A 22,423-nucleotide genomic window follows, 5' to 3' on the forward strand; every position below is an offset into this window, starting at 1 on the left:
GTTGACTATGACGATCATGTATTGATAGGTGCAGCCGTGCTAAACCAAGACCATCGAGATCGAGAGGGATGATGTCCATGAAATATGCTCTTTCCGCCCTTGCCGGTGCCACAGCGCTTGCAATCAGCCTGACCGCCGGTCCGGCAATGGCCCAGGACGGCGGCATCGTCGTCTACAACGCCCAGCATGAGAGCCTGACCAATGCCTGGGTTGAAGGTTTCACCAAGGAAACCGGCATCAAGGTCACCGTTCGCCATGGCGGCGACAGCGATTTCTCCAACCAGATCGTCGCCGAAGGCGCCGCCTCGCCGGCCGACGTGTTCCTGACGGAGAACTCGCCCGCCATGGCGCTGGTCGAGTCATCCGGCCTGTTCGCGCCGGTCGACGCCGACACGCAGGCGCAGGTTCCGCAGGATTACCAGCCGGCCAGCGGCAAATGGGTGGGCGTCGCCGCGCGCAGCACCGTCTTTGTTTACGACAAGACCAAGCTGACCGCCGAGCAATTGCCCAAGTCGCTGCTCGATCTCGCCGATCCGAGTTGGAAGGGACGCTGGGCCGCTTCGCCCTCCGGCGCCGATTTCCAGGCGATCGTCAGCGCGCTTTTGCAGCTCAAGGGTAAGGCCGCAACGACCGACTGGCTGAAGGCGATGAAGGAGAACTTCACCGCCTACAAGGGCAACAGCACGGTGATGAAGGCAGTCAATGCCGGCGAAGTCGAAGGCGGCGTGATCTATCACTATTACTACTACGGCGACCAGGCCAAGACCGGTGAGAACAGCAAGAATATCGGACTCCACTATTTCAGGAACCAGGACCCGGGCGCGTTCGTCTCGGTTTCCGGCGGCGGTGTGCTGGCCTCGAGCAAGCACCCGAAGGAAGCCCAGGCGTTCCTGAAATGGGTGACCGGCAAAGGCGGTCAGGACGTGCTGAAGACCGGTGATTCCTTTGAATACGCAGTCGGCAAGGGCGCGGAGTCCAATCCGGCGCTCGTGCCGCTGGCTGATCTGCAGGCGCCGAAAGTCGACGCGACGACGCTGAACTCCAAGAAGGTGACCGATCTGATGACGGCAGCCGGCTTGCTTTAGTCCGCGTTCGTCCTAAAAGGGCAACCGACTGCGCTCCTGCGGGAATTCGCTTTCCGCGGGAGCGCTCTGTTTTTCGAGGTGGCATTCGTCCCCATGACGATCAGCATGACGACAAGCTGCGTTTTTGGCCGCGTTTGCGGCCCTTCGATCGTCTCCGCCACCGGGCCGCAGCGGCGGGGCGTCTGAGCTGATGCAGTCCGCGGCCGATCTTGCGCGTTCAGGCTTGCCGACCGGCATGGCGGCTGGGCAATCGACACGCCGGCGGCCGATATCCTGGATTTCGCTCGCCGCCATCCTCATCTCGCTTTTTTCACTGCTGCCGCTCGCCTTCATCATCTGGATTGCCGTGCAGACCGGATGGGAAACCGTGTCGGCACTGGTCTTCCGGCCGCGCGTCGGCGAGCTGCTGACCAACACCCTGCTTCTGGTGGCACTGGCCGTGCCGACCTGCATCGTGCTCTCGGTGGCGCTGGCCTGGCTGACCGAACGCAGCAATCTTCCTGGTGCCCGCCTGTGGGCCTGGCTGTCGGTGGCGCCGCTCGCCATCCCCGCCTTCGTGCACAGCTACGCCTGGATCAGCCTGGTGCCGGGATTGCACGGCCTGTGGGCCGGCGTCCTGATTTCCGTCGTCGCCTATTTCCCGTTTCTCTATTTGCCGGTGGCGGCAGCTTTGCGCCGGCTCGATCCCGCTCTCGAGGATGCCGCGGCGACCCTCGGTCACGGACCGTGGCGCGTGTTTTGGCGTGTCGTGCTGCCGCAGCTCAGGCTCGCCATCTGCGGCGGTTCGCTGCTGGTCGGCCTGCATCTCCTGGCCGAGTACGGCCTCTACGTGTTCATCCGCTTCGACACCTTCACCACGGCGATCGTCGACCAGTTCCAGTCGACCTTCAATGGCCCGGCCGCCAACATGCTGGCCGCCGTGCTGGTGACATGCTGCTTCGTGCTGCTTGCGATCGAAGTGCTCGTGCGCGGCGAGGAGCGCTATGCCCGCGTCGGCTCGGGCGCGGCGCGCCAGCAGCAACGCACAAGGCTCGGTCGCGCCACGATCCCATGCCTGCTGCTGCCGGCCATCGCCGCGCTGCTGGCGCTTGGCGTGCCGTTCGTCACCATCAGCCGCTGGCTTGTGGCCGGCGGTGCCGATGTCTGGCGGCTCCCCGAGATCGGCCTGGCGCTTGGCCAGACCCTGCTCCTGGCGCTTGCCGGCGCCCTGCTCGCCACCATCGCCGCCATGCCGATGGCCTGGATCTCGATCCGCGCGCCGGGACCGCTGCAGCGCGTTCTGGAAGGCTGCAACTACATCGCCGGCTCGCTGCCCGGCGTCGTCGTGGCGCTGGCGCTGGTCACCATCACCGTGCGCGTCGCCTTGCCGCTCTATCAGACCCTGTTCACCATCCTGGTCGCCTACACGCTGATGTTCCTGCCGCGCGCTCTGATCAGCCTCAGGGCATCGATCGCGCAGGCGCCGGTCGAACTCGAACGCGCCGCCGCCAGCCTCGGCCGATCACCGCTCAAGGCGCTGTGGTCGACGACGATCCGCCTGTCGGCGCCAGGTGCCGCGGCGGGCATGGCGCTAGTGGCGCTCGGCATCATGAACGAATTGACCGCCACGCAGATGCTGGCCCCCAACGGCACCCGCACGCTGGCGATGGCGTTCTGGTCCCACAGCGGTGAGATCGACTACGCGGCGGCGGCACCTTACGCCCTCATCATGGTGGCAATGTCGCTGCCCCTGACATGGCTGCTCTATGTCCAGTCGAAGCGGATGGCCGGGCGATGAGCTTCCTCGAACTCACCGATGTGCACAAGCACTACGGCCCGGTGGCAGCACTGGCCGGCATCGACCTCAGCGTGGCCAGCGGCAGCCGCACCGCGATCGTCGGGCCGTCCGGCTGCGGCAAGACGACCTTGCTGCGGCTGATCGCCGGCTTCGAGGCGCCCGACCAGGGTCGCATCGTGCTCGACGGCGAGGTGCTGGCCAATGGCGGCGCCGCCGTGCCCGCATATCGGCGCGGCATCGGCGTGGTGGCGCAGGACGGCGCCCTGTTCCCGCATCTGAGCATCGCCGACAATATCGGTTTCGGCATGGGACGCCACGAGGACAAGCGCACCGAGCGCATCGTCGAGCTCGCCTATATCGTCGGGCTGGACAAGGCTATCCTGAAACGGCGGCCGCACGAGCTCTCCGGCGGTCAGCAGCAGCGCGTGGCGCTGGCCCGCGCCATGGCCATGAAGCCGCGGCTGATGCTGCTCGACGAGCCGTTCTCGGCGCTCGACACGGGCTTGCGCGCCTCGATGCGCAAGGCGGTGGCCGAGCTTCTGGAAGCGGCCGGCATCACCACGATCCTGGTGACGCACGACCAGGCCGAGGCGCTGTCCTTCGCCGGCCAGGTCGCGGTGATGCGCGACGGCAAATTCTCGCAGGTCGGCACGCCGCGCGAGCTCTATCTCAAGCCGAAGGACAGGATGGTCGCCGAATTCCTCGGCGACGCCATCATCCTGCCGGCAAAGATATCAGACGGCTTCGCCAGCTCGCCGCTCGGCCGCATCGCCGTCGACAGCACCGAGCGGCGCGATGTCGTCCGCATCATGCTGCGGCCGGAACAGGTGCTGCTGAAACGGACGTCGCGCGAAGGCATGTCGGGCACGCCGGACATGCTGTTCGGCGAGGTGACGGAATCCGAATTCGCCGGCTCGATGTGCACCATTGCGGTGCGGCTCTTGAACAGTCCCGATCCGCCGGACGCCGCCGCGATCGGCAACACGCCATTGATCCTGCGCAAGCCGGGCATGGACACGCCGGTGGTTGGCGAGATCGTGCGGCTGACCGTATCGGGAAAGGCGCATGTGTTTGCCTGAAAGCCACTGCATCTCTCGCAGCTCGCTGGACGATATGCCGGATTAGCCAACCCGCTTTCCCGCCTGATCGAACCAATGCAGCTTTTCGGCCTTGGCCACGACGCGCAACCGGTCGCCGGGCTTGGCGGTGGCGCGACCTGAGACGCGCACGACGATACGGCTGCCGCCTGCCGCGCAGTGAAGAAAGCTTTCGGCACCGACCGGTTCGACCGCTTCAACCGTCGCCGGCAGAACGAGGGCGCCGGACGGCGCCTCCGCATTGAAGGTGACGTCGGCATCTTCCGGGCGAAAACCGAGTGTCGCGGCTTGTGTTTCGGGAGGTACGAAGCCGATCGCCGTGCCATCGGCCAGTGTCATGCCTGAGGAACTTCCGGTCAGCGCCAGAAGGTTCATCGGCGGCGCGCCGATGAAGGAAGCAACGAAGGTCGAGGCCGGCTTCTCATAGATGTCGAGCGGCGCGCCCGTTTGCTCGACCAGTCCGGCATTCATGACGACGAGGATGTCGGCCAGCGTCATCGCCTCGAGCTGGTCGTGGGTGACATAGACCGAGGTGACCCCGAGCGTGCGCTGCAAATTCTTGATCTCGACCCGCATCTGGCCGCGCAGTTTGGCGTCGAGATTGCTGAGCGGCTCATCGAACAGGAAGACTTTCGGATTGCGCACGATGGCGCGGCCCATGGCGACGCGCTGGCGCTGGCCGCCGGAAAGCTCGCGCGGGCGCCGGTCGAGCAGCGCCGACAGCTCCAGCACCTTGGCGGTCGAGCGCACCCTGCTGTCGATCTCGTCCTTCGGCATGCCGCGATTGCGCAGTCCGTAGGCCATGTTGTCGTAGACCTTCATATGCGGATAAAGCGCGTAGTTCTGGAACACCATGGCGATGTCGCGCTCGGTCGGGCCGATGGCGTTGACCACCTTGCCGTCGATGGCGACCGTACCGGCAGAAATGGTCTCCAACCCGGCGATCATCCTCAGCAGCGTGGACTTGCCGCAGCCGGAGGGGCCGACCAGCACGCAAAGCGCCTTGTCGGGAATGGCGATGGAAACCCCCTTCACGGCTTCGACGCCGCCGGGATAGACCTTCTTCACGTCCTTCAGATCGACGGTCGCCATCGGCTTCTCACTTTTCGGATTCGACCAGGCCGCGCACGAACCAGCGTTGCATCAGCACGACCACCAGGATCGGCGGCACGATGGCCAGCATCGCGGTGACCATGACCAGGTGCCATTCGGTGTCGGCATCGGCGAAAGAGACCATCTTTCTCAGCGCGATGACGATGGTGTTCATGTCGTTGCTGTTGGTGACGAGCAATGGCCAAAGATACTGCGTCCAGCCATAGATGAAGAGGATCACGAACAGCGCCGCGATGTTGGTGCGCGACAGCGGCAACAGGATATCGAAGAAGAAGCGCCACGGCCCGGCACCGTCGACACGCGCCGCCTCGACCAATTCGCCCGGTATGGTCATGAAGAACTGGCGGAACAGCAGCGTCGCGGTGGCCGACGCGATCAGCGGGATGATCAGGCCGGCATAGGTGTCGATCATGCCGAGATCGACCATCACCTTGTAGGTCGGCAGGATGCGCACTTCCACGGGAAGCATCAAGGTGATGAAGATCAGCCAGAAGAAGGTCATGCGCAGGGGAAAGCGGAAGAACACGATCGCGTAAGCCGACAGGATCGAGATGAAGATCTTTCCCACCGCAACGCCGAGCGCCATGATCGTGGTGTTGAGGAGCAGTCTGCCGACGCTGACGCCGCCGATGCGGCCAATGCCGCCGAACAGTGCCTCGTTGTAGTTGTCCCAGAGCTGGCCGCCGGGCAACAGCGGCAGCGGCGGCTTGAGGATCGTTTGCAGCGTGTGTGTGGAGGCAACGAGCGTGTAGTAGATCGGAAAAGCCACGATCAATATGCCAAGGATGAGCACGGCGTGGGCGATGAAGGTGCGGAGCGGGGACTGGCCGATCATCGCTGCCCTCAACCGTAGTGGACTTTGCGTTCCACGTAGCGGAACTGGATGGCTGTAAGCGCAATGACGATGGCCATCAGGATGACCGACTGCGCCGCCGAGTCGCCCAGGATCAGATTGACGAAGCCGTCATTATAGACCTTGTAGACCAGCGTCTCGGTCGTCTTGCCCGGCCCGCCGCCGGTGACGGCATGAACGATGCCGAACGTGTCGAACAGGGCATAGACGGTATTGACGACCAGCAGGAAAAAGGTCGTCGGGGCAAGCAGCGGGAAGACGACGGTCCAGAAGCGTTTGGTCTCGCCGGCGCCGTCCATGGCCGCCGCCTCGATCAGCGTTTTCGGCACCGCCTGCAGACCGGCGACGAAGAACAGGAAATTGTAGCTGATCTGCTTCCAGGCAGCCGCCGACACCAGCAGGATCATGGCGTGGTTGCCGTTGAGCAGCGGGTCCCATGCGATGCCGAGGCTTCTCAGCAAATAGGCCAGCGAGCCGATCGAAGGATTGAACAGAAACAGCCACAGCATGCCGGCAATCGCCGGCGCCACGGCATAAGGCCATATCAACAGTGTGCGGTAGAGGCCTTTGCCGCGCACCGCCTTCTCGGCCATGACCGCAAGCAAAAGCGCCACGCCCATGGCGACGATCGCGGTTGCAAGCGAAAACACCACGGTGACCTTGATCGAATTGAGGTAGGCCGGATCGGCCAGCACCTTCCGGAAATTGGCGAACCAGACGAACTTGGTCCTCAGCCCGAACGGGTCCTGCCTGAGCATCGACTGGTAAAGCGCCTGACCGGCCGGCCAATAGAAGAAAACCAGTGTTATGGCGAGTTGTGGCGCCACCAGCAGGTACGGCAGGATCTTGTTGGGAAAGACGACGCGTGGAGACAGGCTGATTTCCCTCGCTATCTCAGGAGTCGCCCACGCGAGCTTGCGTGGGCGATGTTCAAACCGACACTAACCGAGATAATCCCCGTCAGTTCTCCAGCGCTTCCTTGATCGCGGCGTTGCCGCGCGTGACCGCATTGTCAAGCGCCTGCTGAGCGGTTTGCTGGCCGGCCAGCATCTTTTCCAATTCCTCGTTCTGGATATCGCGCACCTGCGGCAGGTTAGGCAGGCGCACGCCCTTCGAGTTGTCGGTCGGCGCCTTGCCCGTCATCTGCAGGATGGGTGTCTCGCGGCCGGGGTTCTTGTCATAGAAGCCTGATTTCTTGGTCGCCTCGTACGCGGCGAGCGTCACTGGCAGGTATCCCGACTTCTGGTGCAGATATTCCTGCACGTCGGTCTTGGACAGATAGGCGAAGAAGGCGGCGACGCCCTTGTATTGCTCGTCCGACTTGCTGCCGAACACCCACAGGCTGGCACCGCCCGGCGTGGTGTTCTGCGGCGCGCCCTTGGCGTCGGTGTCGTAGGGAAGCTGGCCGATGCCGTAGTTCATGCCGGACTTGACGATGTCGCCGAGGCCGCCCGACGATTCGGTGAAGATGCCGCATTCGCCGGCAAGGAAGATCTGCTTGGCTTCGGAGGTGCGCCCGCCATATTTGAAGGTACCGTCCTTGGCGAGGTCTGCGAGCGCCTGGAAGTGGTTGACGAAAATCGGCGCGTTGATCTTGAGTTCGACATCGCCGCCGGCCAGACCGTTCTGCTGGGAAGCCCACGACACATCATTCCATGCCGCGAAATTCTCCAGATGGATCCAGGTCAGCCAGGTAGAGGTATAACCGCAAGAGGCGGCGCCGCTAGCCTTGATCTTCTTGGCGGCGTCCCACACCTCGTTCCAGGTCTTGGGTGGATTGTCTACATCGAGCCCTGCCTTCTGGAAGATGTCCTTGTTGTAGTAGAGGATCGGCGAGGAAGAGTTGTAGGGGAAGGACAGCATGGTGCCGTCCGGCTTCGAATAATAACCGACGATGCCGGGCAGGTATTGGCTCTTGTCGAAGGTCATGCCAGCACCGGTCATCACATCGGCCACCGGCTTGATCGCACCCTCGGCCGCCATCATCACGCCGGTACCGACGTCGAACACCTGCAGGATGTCGGGCGCCTGTCCGGCACGGAAGGCAGCGATGCCGGCATTCAGCGTCTCGGGATAGGTGCCCTTGAACACCGGAACGAGCTCATAATCGCTCTGGCTGGCATTGAAATCCTTGGAGATCTTGTCGACAACCTCAGCGTTGGCGCCGGTCATGGCGTGCCACCAGCTGATCTGCGTGACTGCAAAGGCGGAGGTTGTGGAAAGCAGGGTCAAGGTGGCGGCAACACCGGCCGCGAAGCCGAACAACTTCATGTTTCATCTCCCGTTTGTCATTGGCGAAAGGGCACTCTCGCAAAGGCAATATGTTCCGCTCGTGACAATTGGACAACGGTTTTGTTGCGGATCGAAGAACTTCATCTCCACTTAAAGTGGTGCACGAGGCCGGTGGAAAAGAATTGCCAAGCCGGCTTACCATTCGAACAGCGGCGACGAACACCGGCACAATCGCACGCGCTCAGTCGGCCCCGCCGAGCGCCGTCTCGACCAGCCGCTTGGCGTCCGGTCCCGACCATTCGGCCGGGCCGTTCATATGGGCGATCAGGCAGCCTTCACCGTCGATCAGCATAGTAACCGGCAGGCCGAGCGCCAGGCCGCGCGTCTTGAGATCGTTGAACAGCGCCATCGTCGAATCGCGGTAGTAGCCGAGCGCCTCGACGCCGGTTTCCTCGAGGAACTTCTTCGGCTTGGTATCGTCGCCGGCATCGACATTGACCGCAACGACCTCGAAGGCGTCGCTGCCCATTTCTTTTTGCAGCGCGTCCAGCGCCGGCATTTCGGCGCGGCAGGGCGCGCACCATGTCGCCCACAGATTGAGCAGCACCGTCTTGCCGGCATGGTCGGCGAGCGTCATCGGCTTGCCGTCAGGGTCGTTGAAGGCAAGGCCCTTCAGCGATTGCGGCGGGTCAGCCGGCAAAAGTGCGGCAACCTGCCCGGTGGCAGCCGCCGCGACCGTCTTGGCGCGATCGGCCTTGGCGGCGCAGGCGGCATCGTCCTTGCTGTCGCCAACCGCGACTGGCTTGGTCAAGTTGTTGCCAGAACCGCTCTCGCTGACATATACCGCGACCGCGCCGGCCAGCACGCCCGCCACCAAGGCGGCGAGGATGAGGCGCGGGGCCGGGAAAAATCGATTGCCGTCTGCCATTTTTTAAAACTGCTCCGGAGCACGGGTTATAGCGATGAGCGACAAGAAGGCCAGCAACCAGATGTGGGGCGGACGTTTTGCCTCGGGTCCGGCCGCGATCATGGAAGCGATCAACGCGTCGATCTCGTTCGACCGCAAACTCTACGCGCAGGACATCAGAGGCTCGATCGCCCACAGCGAGATGCTGGCGCAAACGGGCATTATTTCGGCGGCCGATCAAGAAAAAATCGCTCACGGGCTGAACACGATCCTGGCAGAGATCGAAGCCGGCGGTTTCGAGTTCTCGACCAGGCTGGAAGACATCCACATGAATGTCGAGGCCCGCCTTGCCGAGCTGATCGGCCCGGCCGCCGGCCGCCTGCACACCGCCCGCTCGCGCAACGATCAGGTGGCGGTCGACCTCAGGCTCTGGGTCAAGGACGAGTGCTTTCGCGTCGCCGAAGCGCTGAAAGGCCTGATCACGGCGCTCCTGGAACGCGCCGAAGAGCATGCGGCAACGGTGATGCCGGGTTTCACCCACATGCAGGCGGCGCAGCCGGTGACCTTCGGCCACCACTGCATGGCCTATGTCGAGATGTTTTCGCGCGACCTGTCGCGTGTTCGCGACGCCATCGAGCGGATGGACGAAAGCCCGCTCGGTGCTGCCGCCCTTGCCGGCACCAGCTTCCCGATCGACCGGCACCAGACGGCCAAGGCGCTCGGCTTCCGCGCGCCGATGCGCAACTCCCTGGACAGCGTTTCGGACCGCGATTTCGCGATGGAGTTTTTGGGGCTGGCGGCGATCTGCGCGACGCATCTGTCGCGGCTGGCCGAGGAGATCATCATCTGGTCGACGCCGCAATTCGGCTTCGTCAGGCTGTCGGATAGCTTTTCCACCGGCTCCTCGATCATGCCGCAGAAGAAGAACCCCGACGCCGCCGAGCTGGTGCGCGGCAAGACCGGCCGCGTCACCGGCCATCTGGTCGGCCTGCTGACGGTGATGAAGGGCATGCCGCTCACCTACGGCAAGGACATGCAGGAAGACAAGGAATCCGTATTCGACGCCGCCGAGACGCTCGACCTGATGCTGGCGGCGATGACCGGCATGGTGCGCGACATGACGGTGAACACCGCCGCCATGAAGAAGGCCGCCGGCGCCGGCCATTCGACCGCGACCGACCTCGCCGACTGGCTCGTGCGCACGCTCGGCCTGCCGTTTCGCGAAGCGCACCATGTCACCGGCCGCGCGGTGGCGCTGGCCGAAGAGAAGAAGATCGGGCTCGACAGGCTGCCGCTGGAAGACTTGCAGTCCATTCACCCCGGCATCACGGCGGACGTGTTTTCGGTGCTTGCCGTGCAGAATTCGGTGAAGAGCCGCACGAGCTTCGGCGGCACCGCGCCGTCGGAAGTGAGGAAGCAGATACGCTATTGGAAAAAGCACATCGCCAAGGCGTGATGCTCGTGCGGCGAATCGGAAATTCGCATCACGTTGGAGCAGCGCGGCGAGCGAATTTCGGATTCAAAAGCCGCACGAGTTAATTGATGGATTCTAGTGTGGTTTTGGATTTGAAGTTCCTCAACGCGAATGCCATCAATGACAGGAACTTCAAATCCACCACACTAGGTGCAATGCCAGCAAAACTCGGCTAGAAGCGGCGGGCAAAAGTTTCGGACGGATGGCACGGATGACCGCAAGCAGGATTTTGGTGACACTGACGCTGCTGGCGGCGATGGCAGCCGTTACAGCCTGCGGCAGGAAGTCCGGGCTCGACACGCCCTATGAGGCAGCCGTGCAGGCACGCAAGGACGCCGAGAAGGCCAAGCAGCCCGTGCCGCCGGAGCCGGAAAAACCGGTCGAGGACAAGAAGTTCGTTCTCGACCCGCTGATCTAGAGCCGATGAGATCGCCCGATCTCATCGTGCTCCAACTTCCGGAACCACTCTTGTGAACCATTTCGATTACCGCGACGGCGTACTGCATGCCGAGGACGTGGCGATACCGGATATCGCTGCAAGCGTCGGCACGCCGTTCTATTGCTATTCGACGGCGACGCTGACCAGGCATTTCCGCGTGTTTGCGCAGGCCTTTGCCGGGCTCGACGCGCTGGTCTGCTACGCCATGAAGGCGAATTCCAACCAGGCGGTGCTGAAGATCCTGGCCAAGCTCGGTGCCGGCGCCGACGTGGTTTCCGAAGGCGAATTGCGCCGTGCGCTGGCGGCCGGCATTCCGGCCAACAAGATCCTGTTTTCGGGCGTCGGCAAGACCGCGCGCGAAATGGATTTCGCGCTCTCGGCCGGCATTCTCTGTTTCAATGTCGAATCCGAGCCGGAACTGGAAATGCTGTCGGCCCGCGCCACGGCACTGGGCAAGGTGGCGTCGATCTCGCTGCGCATCAACCCGGATGTGGATGCCAAGACCCACAAGAAGATCTCCACCGGCAAGGCCGAGAACAAGTTCGGCATTCCCTGGCAGAAGGCGCGCCAGGTCTATGCCCGCGCGGCTGAACTGCCGGGCATCAAGGTGACCGGCATCGACACCCATATCGGCAGCCAGATCACCGAGTTGCAGCCCTTCGATGATGCCTTTGCCCTTTTGGTGGAACTTGTCGGCGCGCTGCGCGCCGACGGGCACGCCATCGAGCATGTCGATCTCGGCGGCGGCCTCGGCATTCCCTACCGCATCGACAACAGCCCGCCTCCCCTGCCGGACGCTTACGCGCAGATCGTCAGGAAGCACGTCGCCAGGCTTGGATTGAAGGTGATGTTCGAACCGGGCCGGCTGATCGTCGGCAATGCCGGCATCCTCGTCTCGCAAGTGATCTTCGTAAAGGAGGGCGATGCCAGGAATTTCCTGGTCGTCGACGCCGCGATGAACGATCTGATCCGGCCGACGCTCTACGACGCCTTCCATGACATCAAGCCGGTGGTGCAGCAGCCGGCAGCGGCGTCGCGCATGACGGTCGACGTCGTCGGTCCGGTCTGCGAGACCGGCGACTATCTCGGCCTCGACCGCGACCTGCCGCGGCTGAAGGCCGGCGACCTGATCGCTGTCGCCACCGCCGGCGCCTATGGCGCGGTGCAGGCCGGCACCTACAACACCAGGCCGCTGGTGCCCGAAGTTCTGGTCGACGGCGACCGTTTCCATGTCGTGCGCCCGCGCCAGGCCTATGACGAGCTGATCGGGCTGGATTCGGTGCCTGATTGGTTGAAATAGGTGATCGTTTCGGCCCCGTAACGTAATCGCCGGACCCGGCGTTAAAGCCGGTGCCGAATGCGCTCCAGGGTCTCGGCGATTTCCTCCTCGTCGCGGCGATAGAACGTCCACTGCTTGATGCGTTTGCTGCGCAGGAGGCCCGCCTGGGTGAGCACCCGCATATGCTCGCTGAGCGTCGCCTGGGTGATCCCCAGCTTTTCCGCGATCAGCAGCGCGCAGACGCCGTCCTCGACCAGATCGCCATCCGCCTGGGGCGGAAAATGCGCGCGCGGGTCCTTCAGCCAATCGAGGATTTGCAGCCTGCGCTCGTTGGCGATCGCCTTGAAGACATCTACCTCTTGCATTTAGCCATTTTGCTAAGTTACTAATTAATGTCAACCCTAGGGAGCAGGCCATGCTGAACGGCAATATGATCACACGCGAACGCATCGCTTCGATGGAACCGCGCATCCGGCCATTCGTGCGCCACACGCCGGTGCTGCGTGTCGACATGGCCGATTTCGGCCGTCCGCCTCTCAGCGTCGACCTGAAGCTCGAATGCCTGCAGCATTCCGGCTCGTTCAAGGCGCGCGGCGCGTTCACCAATCTTCTCGAGCGGCCGGTTCCCAAGGCCGGCGTCGTCGCGGCATCGGGCGGCAACCATGGTGCCGCGGTCGCCTATGCCGCTATGCGGCTTGGCCACAAGGCGACCATCTTCGTTCCCGAAGTGAGCCCACCGGCCAAGCTGGAACGAATCCGTGGCTACGGCGCCGAGTTGATTGTCGGCGGCGCGCGCTATGCCGAGGCGTTGGCCGCCAGCGAGAGCTTCGCGCAAGAATCCGGAGCGCTGCAGATCCACGCCTTCAACCAGGAGGAAACGCTGGTCGGGCAAGGCACGCTTGGCCTCGAGATCGAGGCCGACCTGCCTGAGCTCGACACGCTGCTGGTCGCCGTCGGTGGCGGCGGCCTGATCGGCGGCATCGCCGCCTGGTTTGCTGGCCGCATCAGGATCATCGCGGTCGAGCCCGAGGGCGCGCCGACGCTTTATCGCGCCTTCGAGGCCGGCAGGCCCGTCGACGCGCCGGCCGAGGGCATCGCCGCCGATTCGCTGGCGCCCAAGCGTGTCGGCGAATTGATGTTTCCGATCGCCGAGGCCTTCGTGGAGCGCTCCATACTGGTCAGTGACGACGAGATCATCGCCGCGCAGGCGGGGCTTTGGGACCGGGCGCGAATCATCTCCGAGCCGGGCGGCGCCGCGGCCTTCGCGGCGATCCTGTCCGGCCGCTACGCGCCGGCTGCGGGCGAGCGTGTCGCCGTGCTGGTCTGCGGTGCAAACGCCGATCCGGCTAAGTTCTGACGATAATAGGGAGCAATCCTGTTCACGTTTTAGGGAACCGCCTCGCCTTCGCCGTGTTTGTTGGTATGCTTGGAGCAACGTGCATCCGCTTGGATGCGCAAAGTACGTGTCTCAAGACTTTGAGTCTTCGCATCGTACTTGCCGAAAATCGATTCCGGTTTTCGGGTCGATGCGAAGAGTCGTGAGGTTCGGGCTATCCGCTCGACCAGGAAGGGCCGATGACGCAACGACCCACTCTCACCAGCGATCGCAGCCTGGCCGGGCGCCTTGCCCTGAGCCGGTTGGCAACGCGGGTTTCGATGACGGTCGAGCGTGGCTGGCCGTTGCTGCTTCCGCTGGTCATTGTTGCCAGCCTGTTCCTCAGCGTCTCGTGGCTCGGCCTCTTCCTTCTGCTGCCCGATACGGCGCGCATCGGCCTTCTGGCAGCGTTCGCCATCGCAGCCCTTGGCGCGCTCTATCCCCTGCGTTTCTTCCGAGTGCCGTCCAGCGCCGAGATCGACCGGCGCATCGAGGCGGCCAACCAATTGCTGCACAGCCCGGTGCTGGTGCAGACCGACCGGCCGAGCGGCAGGGAAAGCATTTTTTCGCAAGCGCTGTGGCGCGAGCACCAGAAACGCATGGCCGAGAAACTCGGCAATCTCGGTGGCGACCTGCCGCGCACGCGGGTCCCGGAGCGCGACCCGTGGGGGCTGCGCGCGGTGGCGGCGCTTCTGTTGGTCACCGCCTTTGCCTTCTCCTTCGGACCGTCGGGCGGCCGCATCGCAGACGGGTTCAGTGCCCAGGCGGCGCGTGACGCCGTGCCGCCGCGCATCGACGCCTGGGTGACGCCGCCGGCTTACACCGGCCGGCCGCCGGTCTTCCTCACCGCCCCAGCCCTCGCCAACCCAGCTCTCGCCAACCCAGCCCTCGCCAACAATGGTAATCAGGCAGCGTCCGCCTTTACCGTTCCGGAAGGCAGCGATGTATCGCTGCGCGTCACCGGCGGTTCGGGCGAGGAAACACTGAGCTACACGGACGCCGGCGGCAACGCCCGCACCATCGAGCCTGCCGGGCCGCAGGCCGACACGACCAAGCCGGCGGCAACCCCGGCAACGCCCTCCCCGGCAATACCCTCCACAGTGCGCCAGTTCACCGGAAAGCTGACGGCCAACGGCACGCTGACGCTGGAATCGGGCGGTGACGAGCTCGGCCAATGGGCCTTCGCGGTGATCCCGGACAAGCCGCCGCAGATCCGCTTCGTCGGCGAGCCGAAACGCGCCGCCAACGGCACATTCGAACTCAACTACCAGATCGACGACGACTATGGCGCGGCCTCCGCCAAGGCGGATTTCGCATTGGTCGACCCACCGGCGCCGAATGCGCATCCGCTCTATGGCCCGCCCGAAATGCCGCTGTCGCTGCCGCGCCGCGGCGCAAAGGGGAATGCCGCCAAAACCACGAAGGACCTGACCGAGCATGTCTGGGCCGGCGGCAACATCAAGCTCGCGCTTGTCGCCACCGACGATGCCGGACATGCGGCAACCAGCGAAACCAAGACCCTGGTGATGCCGGAGCGGCCTTTCTCCAACCCGCTGGCGAGGGCCGTGATCGAGCAGCGCCGCCTGCTGGCGCTCGACACCAACGCCAAGAGCCGCGTGCTCGACCTGATGGACGCGATCACGCTCAGGCCCGAAGACACGTTCGACAACATGGCGCACTACCTCGCCATCATGAGCGCCCGCAGCCGGTTGAAGATGGCAGACAGCGACGACCAGTTGCGCGACGAGGTCGCCTATCTGTGGGAGATCGCGCTCGGCATCGAGGAAGGCAATCTTTCGGCGGCCGAGAGGCGGCTGCGCCAAGCGCAGCAGGCGCTGCAGGACGCGATCAAGAACGGCGCCAGCGACGAGGAAATCGACAAGGCGATGAAGGAACTGCGCGAGGCGATGAACCAGTTCCTGCAGGAATTCGCCCAACGTGCGCAGCAGAATCCGAACGCGCCGCAGATGCAGCAGAACGGCCAGGAACTGCGCCAGAGCGACATCGAACGCATGATGGACCAGATCGAGAATCTGGCGAAGTCAGGCGATCGCGACAGCGCGCAGCAATTGCTTTCGCAACTGCAGGACATGATGAACAATCTGCAGGCCGGACGTCAGCAGCAGGGCGGCCAGCAGAACAGCGAGATGCGCCAGCAGATGGACAAGCTTGGCGAGATCATGCGTCGCCAGCAGGAGATGATGAACGAAACCTTCCGCATGGATCAGATGCAGCGCGGCCAGCGTCAGCGTGGAGAGAATCGCGACGAGCAGCTCGGCGAGAACGGCGAGCCGGGCCCAATGGACGAACAAGGCAGGCCCGGCCCCGGTGAAGACCGCGATCCGCTCGGCCGGCAGAAGCCGATGACGCCACAGGAATTCGCCGATGCGCTGAAACAGCTGCAGGAAGGTCAGGGCAAGCTGCAGGGCGACCTCGACCAACTGAGGAAAGGTCTCGAAGGCATGGGGCTCGAGCCCAATGAGGGATTTGGCGACGCCGGCAAATCCATGGGCAATGCCGAACAGGCGCTTGGCGAGAGCGACGGCGACCAGGCCGTCGGTCATCAGGGTCGCGCGCTGGAGGCGTTGCGCAAGGGCGCCAAGGACATGATGAAGCAGTTGCAGGCCATGCAGGGCGACGAGGGCGGCAGCGAGCAGGGTGGCCGCCAGCAGAACGCCGACCGCGATCCCCTCGGCCGGCCGCGCGCCAGCGAGGGTCCCGATGATGGAAGTTCGGTGAAGGTCCCGGACGAAATCGACGTACAGCGCGCGCGCCAGATACTCGATGCGATCCGCAAGCGGCTCGGCAACGCGCTCAGCCCCGAAATCGAACGTAGCTATCTGGAACGGCTGCTGGAGCTGAAGTAAAGCCGCTCTTTTTACGGTCGGAAGATCGCCATGCGCGCACCAAGGTGGCCACTATCGCCGGGCTGCGCAATTTTGGATGACATGCTCTACCGGTTGATGAACGCCTCGCGGATCGCCTCTTCCATGCCGTCGATGGCCTCGCCGGAAGCCTTCGGATTGCGGCGCAGCACCACGTTCGAGGAATCGATGTCGCCGAACCCGTCGGCGGCCGTAAGTTCGCGGCAGCCGGCCGGGATGTTGCTGCGCGAGATCGGCGCGATCGCCAGCCCGGAGGTGACGGCAAGCCGCAGGCCGCCATTGGTATCGCTGGTATAGGCGACGCGATAGGCGAGACCGCGCTGTTCCAGCGACTTGATCGCGAAATCCTTGCACCAGCCGGCACGGTTGTAGAGCGCGATCGGCACCGGCCGCTCCTCATGCATGTGATGCAGCTCCGAGGTCACCCATACGGTCGGATCGTGCATCAGCACTTCGCCGCCGAAAAGGTCCTGCCATTCGAACACCACCGCCAGGTCGAGCTCGCCAGCGGCGAGCGCAGCGATCTGCGCACCGGAATGCGCGTAGCGGACGGTGATATCGACCTGAGGATGGCGCTTGGCAAAGGCGCCGAGCGCGCGCGACAGGATCGCGTGGCCGTATTCCTCCGGGATGCCGATGCGCACCGGCCCGCCAAGCGGCGCCGCGACCATCGATGCCGCCGTCTCGTCCAGCAGCGACACGATCCGGCGGGCGTTGACGATGAGTTCGCCGCCGCGGCGCGTCAGCGCCACACCGCGCGAGCCGCGCTCGAACAGGCTGTCGCCGACCACATCTTCGAGCCTCTTCATCTGCATCGAAACCGCCGACTGGGTCCGGCCGGCCTGCACCGCGGCCTTGGTGAAATTGCCGGTGTCGGCAACCGCGACGAAGGTGCGCAGCAGATCGCTGTCGAGCGTGGGCTTCATGTAATCCGCCATAAGAAAATCTTATTGCTGGCATCATTCCAATTCGTTTGCAACATGTCAAACGGCGGATAATAGTCGCTTCACCCATTGGATATGCGGCTGCGAAATCGGCTGCGGACCAATCAAAAGTCCTCACTCGTACCCGCTGCCCGAAACGGTGGCGGGTTCTTTTTAATGCATGTCGCCCAAGCATGCCCTCGGGCTGGAACCGGGGGTCCGCGGCGGTTTTGGGACAACGACCGTTCGGGCCGCACACGACAGGAGCCGTTGAACGCCATGCAGAACCGGATCGTCCTCGGCATGGCAAGCCTTTGCCTCGGCGTTCTGGTGTTCTCGCTCCAGGACCCGCTAATCAAGGCCGTATCGGGCACTTATCCGGTGACCGAGGTGATGGCCGTTCGCTCCATCGTTGCCCTGCCCATTCTTCTCGTGCTCGTTCATGCCGATGTCGGGCTCAGGGCGATCTTTTCGAAGCGATTTCGCATGCTGACGATGCGCGCCTTCATCCTGTTCACCTCCTACACGGTCTACTATCTGGCGATCGCCGCCCTGCCGCTTGCCGACGCGGTGGCGCTCTATTTCATGGCGCCGCTGTTCATCATGGCGCTTGCCGGTCCTTATCTCGGCGAACGGGTGGCGTGGCAGACGTTGGTAACCGTCGTGGTCGGGATGCTCGGCGTGCTGGTTATGCTGCGGCCCGGTGCCGGGCTGTTCGACTGGGCGGCACTGCTGTCGCTGGCCTCGGCGGTGCTTTACGGTTTTTCGCAATTGATGGCCCGCAAGATCGGTGACACCGAATCATCCACGGTCATGGCGTTCTATCAAAACGGCGTCTACCTCTTGGGCGCGGCAGTGGTCGCCGGGCTCTTCTGGATGGCGGGAATAGGCCACGCCACGCATCCGAGCCTCGAATTCCTGGTCAGGCCGTGGATCTGGCCGACGCCGATCGACTTCCTGAAGATGGCGGCCTGCGGCTTCGTCGCTTCGGCCGGGATGGTCCTGTTGTCGCAGGCCTATCGGCTGGCGCCCGCCAACAGCGTCGCCACCTTCGAATACACCGGCATCATCTGGTCGCCGCTTTGGGGCTTCCTGTTCTTTGCCGAAGTGCCGCGATCGACCACCGTCATCGGTGCGGCTCTTATCATCGGCGCCGGCCTGTTCGCGCTCAACGCCAGCCGACGCCGGAGCAGCGGTCCGGCAATCCAACCGACCTGCGATCCCGCCTGACCGCAGTCAGGCCTTCTTCACGCGAAACAGGCGAGCGCCCGTTCGACACGCGCACGGATTTCGGCCAGCGTGAACGGCTTCTGCACGACGTCCAGAATGACGCCGTTCAATTCCTCGGCGCGCTCGCGCTGGTCGGCGTAGCCGGTCATCAGCAAGATCTTCGTCGCCGGGAAAAGCCTCACCGCCGCCTTGGCCATCTCGATGCCGTCCATTTCCGGCATGCGGATATCGGAGACGACAAGGTCGTAGCCGCCTCGCGCCGCGCGGATCAGGGCAAGCCCCTGCGCGCCGTCGGCGGCGATGTCGATCATATGCCCGGCGCGTTCGAGCGCACGGGCGGCGAGGGTGCGGACGGACTCATCGTCCTCGACGATCAGGAGCTTTGCCATGGAGAAATGTTTGGCGGGGAAAAGTTGACTTTTCCTGAACCGCAAGCGCGGTCAGGGAGAAATCCAAAGCGCCGCATCGAAGAGTTGCATCTTTCGGGATCGAGTTCCAGGGTGTGTTGAGATTCAGGTCAGGCCGAGTCGAAAACAGCGGGTTCCGAGAACCGGCCTACGCCGGCCGTAACCTTCATAGGGCGGAGGCGCTCATAAGGGGCTATGGCCGACGTAGGCCGGAGCGGAGCGTATTTTTGGGTACGTGAGCTGTTTGCAGGCCGGCATCACCTGAATATCAACACACCTCAGGCGTCGCCCTTGACGACGCCGACAAAGGGTAGTTCGCGAAAAGCGTGGGCGACATCCATGCCGTAGCCGACGACGAAATAATCGGGGCAGTCGAAGCCGACATAGTCGGCATTGAGTGCGGTCTGGCGGCGCATGCGCTTGTCGAGCAGCACGGCGATGGCGCAGCTTTTGGCGCCGCGCGACAGCATCAGGTCGCGGGTGAAGGACAGCGTCTTGCCGGATTCGAGAATGTCGTCGATCAACAGCACGTCGCGGCCGGCGACCTCATTGTCGATGTCGCGCAGCACCCTCACCTCGCCGCTTGTGGTGCCGGCGCCATAGCTGGAGATGAAGATGAACTCGACCTCGGGCGACAAGCCGACATCGTGCATGGCGCGGATGAGATCGGCGGCGAAGATAAACGATCCTTTCAGCACCGAAATCACCAGAAGGTCCTGAAAATCGTGCCCGGCGATCTCCTTGGCGAGTTCCAGGTTGCGGCGGGCAATCGCCGACGCCGAAAACAGAACCTCGATATCCTTGCCGCGCACGACTGGCATTGGCAGCCTTTCCAAGAAATATTCGCCTAGTTGGCGAAAGCGACCGAAACGGCCCTCACTCCGTTTCTAGGCACGTCGAGCCGGCTGGAAAAGCCAAATCTTTCACCGGGCGCCAGCGAACGGCTGGAAGTTGACAGCGTGTAGCGGGTGATGTGCCCATCCTTGCCGGTGACCCGGATCTCCAGCGGCGGCAGTGGCGACGGGCCAGCGCCGTCGTTCGCGGCCTCGCCGTCGACGAACAGGACAGGTCTCAGTCCGGACGCATCGACACGCGAAGTGACGCCTGAAATGCTGAATGCATCGCCCGTTTCCGGTGCAGCGAGAAGAAGCGGCGCCTGGCGCACCAGCGCGTGCCCGCCCGAAACCCAGAAGGCTGCAAACGCGACACTGAGGCCGGCGATCCAGAAGATCGGCCCGCCGCGCGACGCTCGCGGCCGTTCCATCGCGGCTTCGGGTTTGCGCAGCATGTCCATGCCTTCGATCGATGGCGCGGCGATCAGGCGAGAAAGCGGCGGTGAAAGGTCGATACCGGCGGTGAGGCGCGGCAGCACCTGGTAGTCGGCATCGACAATGTCATCGGCTGGGCCACGCATGATGCGTTCCGGTGCGGCAGCCGCGGTCATGATTTCGCCGGAAATCGGGCGCGCGGTTCGATCCTCAGCCATACGGCCCCAGCACTACAGCACCTGTTCGCTCTTCGTTTCTTTTGCGTAAACGGAAATGGTTAACGCTTCCCCCACCGGAGTCCCTTGTGACGCGCCCAAAAAACTCCGGAATTAACCGCCGGTTAACCATGCCGGCCGATGGTCTTTTCTCAGAGAAGGCTGGCTCGTCGCCACCGCAAGTTTCAGGTCGTCGAACGTGATCCGCTTCGAAAATGTCGGCCTCCGCTATGGCATGGGTCCGGAAATCCTCCGCGACATTTCCTTGCACATACCGGAGCGCTCCTTCCAGTTCCTGAGCGGCCCTTCGGGCGCCGGCAAGACGACGCTGCTTAGGCTTTTGTTCATGTCGCTCAAACCGACGCGCGGGCTGATCACCATCTTCGGCAAGGACCGCTCGCGCATCTCGCGCACGGAGCTGCCGCATCTGAGGCGGCGCATCGGCGTGGTGTTCCAGGACTTTCGCCTGCTCGACCACATGACGACCTATGAGAATGTGGCCTTGCCGCTGCGCGTGCGCGGGCGTGAGGAGGCGAGCTACCGCACCGACGTGACCGAGTTGCTGAAATGGGTCGGCCTCGGCGAGCGCATGCATGTGCTGCCGCCGGTGCTGTCGGGTGGTGAGAAGCAGCGCGCCGCGATCGCCAGGGCGCTGATCGAGCAGCCCGAGATCCTGCTCGCCGACGAGCCGACCGGCAATGTCGATCCGCCGCTGGCGCGGCGCCTGTTGCGGCTGTTCATCGAACTCAACCGGCTAGGCACCGCGGTGGTGATCGCAACGCACGACCTCGGCCTGATGGAACAGGTCGACGCGCGACGCATGATCCTGGCTGGCGGAAGGCTGGACATCTATGACTGACCTTTCCGGCGACCACGTCGAAGACCAACACGCCGAGCGGGCTCGGACGACGCCGCGCATTCAGCGCAAGATGGCACCGATCGTGCCGGCGCAGAACATCGCCGGCCGGGCGCTGGTCCTGGTCATCGCCATCATGACGTTCCTCTCCTGTCTGACTTTCGGTGCGGTGACGCTGGTGCGCGACACCGCCTCGGTCTGGGAGAACCAGATCTCGCGCGAGGCGACGATCCAGATCAAGCCCGTCGACGGCCTCGACATGGAGGCGGCACTTGCCCAGGCCTCGCAGATCGCCAGCGAATTTCCCGGCGTGAAGGCTACCCGGATCGTCGACCGCGATGCCACGGCGCGGCTTTTGGAGCCTTGGCTGGGTTCGGGCCTCAACATCGACGACCTGCCGGTGCCGCGTCTGATCATCGTCACCATAGACGAGAACAACCCGCCCGATTTTACGGCGATGCGCGCCGCGATCACGCCAAAGCTGCCGAGTGCCGCACTTGACGACCATCGCACCTGGGTCGACCGGCTGGTGGCCATGGCCCGTACCACGGTGACCATCGGCGTCGCCGTGCTGGCGCTGATGCTGTCGGCAACCGTGCTGACCGTGGTGTTCGCAACGCGCGGCGCCATGGCCGGAAACGGCCACATCATCGAGGTGCTGCATTTCGTCGGCGCCGAAGCGCGCTTCATCGCGCGCGAATTCCGCCAGCATTTTCTGGTCACCGGCATGAAGGGAGCAGCCGCCGGAGGTGCGGCGGCGGTGCTCGTCTTCATCGTCTTTTCATGGTGGTCGTCGCGCAATATGGCGACGCCTCAGGCCGATCAGGCGACCGCCCTGTTCGGCAATTTCGCCATCGGTTCAGCAGGCTATCTCGGCGTCGCCCTGATGGTGCTGGTCATCGGCGTGCTGACGGCGGCAACCTCTCATGTCACCGTCGTCACCTATCTCAACGACATCGATGTCCGCCAACCGGACGCGGGGTGATCACGGATAGAGAATTAGCGTAA

21 protein-coding genes are annotated in these 22,423 nt (G+C 63.9%); 11 read left to right on the plus strand and 10 right to left on the minus strand.

What is annotated here, in order from left to right:
• Window positions 1–77: 77 nt before the first annotated feature.
• From EJ066_RS03595 to EJ066_RS03605, 3 genes are all read left to right on the plus strand, one after another.
• On the plus strand, window positions 78–1,085 hold the full coding sequence (locus EJ066_RS03595) for an iron ABC transporter substrate-binding protein (RefSeq protein ID WP_126034970.1): 1,008 nt from the start codon (window positions 78–80) through the stop codon (window positions 1,083–1,085).
• Window positions 1,086–1,275: 190 nt separating this feature from the next.
• Window positions 1,276–2,862 (plus strand): iron ABC transporter permease, encoded by a 1,587-nt coding sequence (locus EJ066_RS03600; protein ID WP_189644424.1) that lies wholly within the window; start codon window positions 1,276–1,278, stop codon window positions 2,860–2,862.
• On the plus strand, window positions 2,859–3,941 hold the full coding sequence (locus EJ066_RS03605) for an ABC transporter ATP-binding protein (RefSeq protein WP_126034973.1): 1,083 nt from the start codon (window positions 2,859–2,861) through the stop codon (window positions 3,939–3,941). The genes EJ066_RS03600 and EJ066_RS03605 overlap by 4 nt, the downstream gene beginning before the upstream one ends.
• 42 nt (window positions 3,942–3,983) lie before the next feature.
• Here the strand turns inward: EJ066_RS03605 and EJ066_RS03610 are convergent, their stop codons facing one another.
• The 5 genes from EJ066_RS03610 to EJ066_RS03630 form a co-directional block, all read right to left on the minus strand.
• Window positions 3,984–5,051 carry a sn-glycerol-3-phosphate import ATP-binding protein UgpC gene (locus tag EJ066_RS03610; RefSeq protein ID WP_126034975.1) on the minus strand — a complete coding sequence of 356 codons (1,068 nt, stop codon included), beginning with the start codon at window positions 5,049–5,051 and terminating at the stop codon, window positions 3,984–3,986.
• Between the two features lie 7 nt (window positions 5,052–5,058).
• Window positions 5,059–5,907, minus strand: a complete 849-nt coding sequence (gene ugpE / locus EJ066_RS03615) for a sn-glycerol-3-phosphate ABC transporter permease UgpE (protein WP_126034977.1) — start codon at window positions 5,905–5,907, stop codon at window positions 5,059–5,061.
• Window positions 5,908–5,915: 8 nt separating this feature from the next.
• On the minus strand, window positions 5,916–6,800 hold the full coding sequence (gene ugpA, locus EJ066_RS03620) for a sn-glycerol-3-phosphate ABC transporter permease UgpA (protein WP_126034979.1): 885 nt from the start codon (window positions 6,798–6,800) through the stop codon (window positions 5,916–5,918).
• 85 nt (window positions 6,801–6,885) lie between these two features.
• Window positions 6,886–8,196, minus strand: a complete 1,311-nt coding sequence (ugpB, locus tag EJ066_RS03625) for a sn-glycerol-3-phosphate ABC transporter substrate-binding protein UgpB (protein ID WP_126034981.1) — start codon at window positions 8,194–8,196, stop codon at window positions 6,886–6,888.
• A 202-nt stretch (window positions 8,197–8,398) separates the two neighbouring features.
• Window positions 8,399–9,085: a TlpA disulfide reductase family protein gene (locus EJ066_RS03630; protein WP_126034983.1), complete on the minus strand. Its 687-nt coding sequence runs from the start codon at window positions 9,083–9,085 to the stop codon at window positions 8,399–8,401.
• Window positions 9,086–9,119: 34 nt separating this feature from the next.
• Here EJ066_RS03630 and argH point away from each other — a divergent pair, with 34 nt between their 5' ends.
• The 3 genes from argH (at window position 9,120) to lysA (ending at window position 12,277) form a co-directional block, all read left to right on the plus strand.
• Entirely contained in the window at window positions 9,120–10,520 is a 1,401-nt protein-coding gene (gene argH, locus EJ066_RS03635; protein WP_126034985.1) for an argininosuccinate lyase, read from the plus strand.
• A 229-nt stretch (window positions 10,521–10,749) separates the two neighbouring features.
• Window positions 10,750–10,956: a hypothetical protein gene (locus EJ066_RS03640; RefSeq protein WP_126034986.1), complete on the plus strand. Its 207-nt coding sequence runs from the start codon at window positions 10,750–10,752 to the stop codon at window positions 10,954–10,956.
• Window positions 10,957–11,008: 52 nt separating this feature from the next.
• Window positions 11,009–12,277, plus strand: coding sequence for a diaminopimelate decarboxylase (gene lysA, locus EJ066_RS03645; protein WP_126034988.1), 1,269 nt, complete (start codon window positions 11,009–11,011; stop codon window positions 12,275–12,277).
• A gap of 41 nt (window positions 12,278–12,318) precedes the next feature.
• On the opposite strand, the gene EJ066_RS03650 is transcribed toward lysA, so the two are convergent.
• Window positions 12,319–12,621 carry a metalloregulator ArsR/SmtB family transcription factor gene (locus EJ066_RS03650; protein WP_126034990.1) on the minus strand — a complete coding sequence of 101 codons (303 nt, stop codon included), beginning with the start codon at window positions 12,619–12,621 and terminating at the stop codon, window positions 12,319–12,321.
• A 50-nt stretch (window positions 12,622–12,671) separates the two neighbouring features.
• Between EJ066_RS03650 and EJ066_RS03655 the strand changes: the two genes are divergently transcribed.
• Window positions 12,672–13,613 carry a threonine/serine dehydratase gene (locus EJ066_RS03655; RefSeq protein ID WP_126034992.1) on the plus strand — a complete coding sequence of 314 codons (942 nt, stop codon included), beginning with the start codon at window positions 12,672–12,674 and terminating at the stop codon, window positions 13,611–13,613.
• A gap of 218 nt (window positions 13,614–13,831) precedes the next feature.
• Window positions 13,832–16,498, plus strand: coding sequence for a TIGR02302 family protein (locus EJ066_RS03660; RefSeq protein WP_126034995.1), 2,667 nt, complete (start codon window positions 13,832–13,834; stop codon window positions 16,496–16,498).
• Between the two features lie 86 nt (window positions 16,499–16,584).
• Here EJ066_RS03660 and EJ066_RS03665 read toward each other — a convergent pair whose 3' ends face one another.
• Window positions 16,585–17,442: a LysR substrate-binding domain-containing protein gene (locus EJ066_RS03665; RefSeq protein WP_126034997.1), complete on the minus strand. Its 858-nt coding sequence runs from the start codon at window positions 17,440–17,442 to the stop codon at window positions 16,585–16,587.
• Window positions 17,443–17,718: 276 nt separating this feature from the next.
• Here EJ066_RS03665 and EJ066_RS03670 point away from each other — a divergent pair, with 276 nt between their 5' ends.
• Window positions 17,719–18,669 carry a DMT family transporter gene (locus tag EJ066_RS03670; protein ID WP_126035000.1) on the plus strand — a complete coding sequence of 317 codons (951 nt, stop codon included), beginning with the start codon at window positions 17,719–17,721 and terminating at the stop codon, window positions 18,667–18,669.
• A gap of 17 nt (window positions 18,670–18,686) precedes the next feature.
• On the opposite strand, the gene EJ066_RS03675 is transcribed toward EJ066_RS03670, so the two are convergent.
• The 3 genes from EJ066_RS03675 to EJ066_RS03685 all read right to left on the minus strand — a co-directional run bounded on the left by EJ066_RS03675 (window position 18,687) and on the right by EJ066_RS03685 (window position 20,520).
• The gene (locus tag EJ066_RS03675; protein ID WP_126035002.1) at window positions 18,687–19,058 is read right to left on the minus strand and encodes a response regulator; all 372 of its coding nucleotides are present in this window, start codon (window positions 19,056–19,058) and stop codon (window positions 18,687–18,689) included.
• A gap of 296 nt (window positions 19,059–19,354) precedes the next feature.
• Window positions 19,355–19,897, minus strand: coding sequence for a hypoxanthine phosphoribosyltransferase (gene hpt / locus EJ066_RS03680; RefSeq protein ID WP_126035004.1), 543 nt, complete (start codon window positions 19,895–19,897; stop codon window positions 19,355–19,357).
• A gap of 26 nt (window positions 19,898–19,923) precedes the next feature.
• The gene (locus tag EJ066_RS03685; RefSeq protein ID WP_245455068.1) at window positions 19,924–20,520 is read right to left on the minus strand and encodes a hypothetical protein; all 597 of its coding nucleotides are present in this window, start codon (window positions 20,518–20,520) and stop codon (window positions 19,924–19,926) included.
• 238 nt (window positions 20,521–20,758) lie between these two features.
• Between EJ066_RS03685 and ftsE the strand changes: the two genes are divergently transcribed.
• Window positions 20,759–21,418, plus strand: a complete 660-nt coding sequence (gene ftsE, locus EJ066_RS03690) for a cell division ATP-binding protein FtsE (RefSeq protein WP_010911739.1) — start codon at window positions 20,759–20,761, stop codon at window positions 21,416–21,418.
• Window positions 21,411–22,400 carry an ABC transporter permease gene (locus EJ066_RS03695; RefSeq protein ID WP_126035008.1) on the plus strand — a complete coding sequence of 330 codons (990 nt, stop codon included), beginning with the start codon at window positions 21,411–21,413 and terminating at the stop codon, window positions 22,398–22,400. Before ftsE ends, EJ066_RS03695 begins: the two co-directional genes overlap by 8 nt.
• The last annotated feature ends 23 nt before the right edge of the window (window positions 22,401–22,423 follow it).

It is taken from the genome of Mesorhizobium sp. M9A.F.Ca.ET.002.03.1.2, from assembly GCF_003952365.1.
Taxonomy (GTDB): Bacteria; Pseudomonadota; Alphaproteobacteria; order Rhizobiales; family Rhizobiaceae; genus Mesorhizobium.

What these genes read in the sequence shown, in the direction of transcription:
- EJ066_RS03595 (WP_126034970.1), top strand. Translation starts at nt 78, where the DNA reads ATGAAATATGCTCTTTCCGCCCTTGCCGGTGCCACAGCGCTTGCAATC.
- EJ066_RS03600 (WP_189644424.1), top strand. Translation starts at nt 1,276, where the DNA reads ATGCAGTCCGCGGCCGATCTTGCGCGTTCAGGCTTGCCGACCGGCATG.
- EJ066_RS03605 (WP_126034973.1), top strand. Translation starts at nt 2,859, where the DNA reads ATGAGCTTCCTCGAACTCACCGATGTGCACAAGCACTACGGCCCGGTG.
- EJ066_RS03610 (WP_126034975.1), bottom strand. Translation starts at nt 5,051, where the DNA reads ATGGCGACCGTCGATCTGAAGGACGTGAAGAAGGTCTATCCCGGCGGC.
- ugpE (WP_126034977.1), bottom strand. Translation starts at nt 5,907, where the DNA reads ATGATCGGCCAGTCCCCGCTCCGCACCTTCATCGCCCACGCCGTGCTC.
- ugpB (WP_126034981.1), bottom strand. Translation starts at nt 8,196, where the DNA reads ATGAAGTTGTTCGGCTTCGCGGCCGGTGTTGCCGCCACCTTGACCCTG.
- EJ066_RS03630 (WP_126034983.1), bottom strand. Translation starts at nt 9,085, where the DNA reads ATGGCAGACGGCAATCGATTTTTCCCGGCCCCGCGCCTCATCCTCGCC.
- argH (WP_126034985.1), top strand. Translation starts at nt 9,120, where the DNA reads ATGAGCGACAAGAAGGCCAGCAACCAGATGTGGGGCGGACGTTTTGCC.
- EJ066_RS03640 (WP_126034986.1), top strand. Translation starts at nt 10,750, where the DNA reads ATGACCGCAAGCAGGATTTTGGTGACACTGACGCTGCTGGCGGCGATG.
- EJ066_RS03650 (WP_126034990.1), bottom strand. Translation starts at nt 12,621, where the DNA reads ATGCAAGAGGTAGATGTCTTCAAGGCGATCGCCAACGAGCGCAGGCTG.
- EJ066_RS03655 (WP_126034992.1), top strand. Translation starts at nt 12,672, where the DNA reads ATGCTGAACGGCAATATGATCACACGCGAACGCATCGCTTCGATGGAA.
- EJ066_RS03660 (WP_126034995.1), top strand. Translation starts at nt 13,832, where the DNA reads ATGACGCAACGACCCACTCTCACCAGCGATCGCAGCCTGGCCGGGCGC.
- EJ066_RS03665 (WP_126034997.1), bottom strand. Translation starts at nt 17,442, where the DNA reads ATGAAGCCCACGCTCGACAGCGATCTGCTGCGCACCTTCGTCGCGGTT.
- EJ066_RS03670 (WP_126035000.1), top strand. Translation starts at nt 17,719, where the DNA reads ATGCAGAACCGGATCGTCCTCGGCATGGCAAGCCTTTGCCTCGGCGTT.
- EJ066_RS03675 (WP_126035002.1), bottom strand. Translation starts at nt 19,058, where the DNA reads ATGGCAAAGCTCCTGATCGTCGAGGACGATGAGTCCGTCCGCACCCTC.
- hpt (WP_126035004.1), bottom strand. Translation starts at nt 19,897, where the DNA reads ATGCCAGTCGTGCGCGGCAAGGATATCGAGGTTCTGTTTTCGGCGTCG.
- EJ066_RS03685 (WP_245455068.1), bottom strand. Translation starts at nt 20,520, where the DNA reads ATGACCGCGGCTGCCGCACCGGAACGCATCATGCGTGGCCCAGCCGAT.
- EJ066_RS03695 (WP_126035008.1), top strand. Translation starts at nt 21,411, where the DNA reads ATGACTGACCTTTCCGGCGACCACGTCGAAGACCAACACGCCGAGCGG.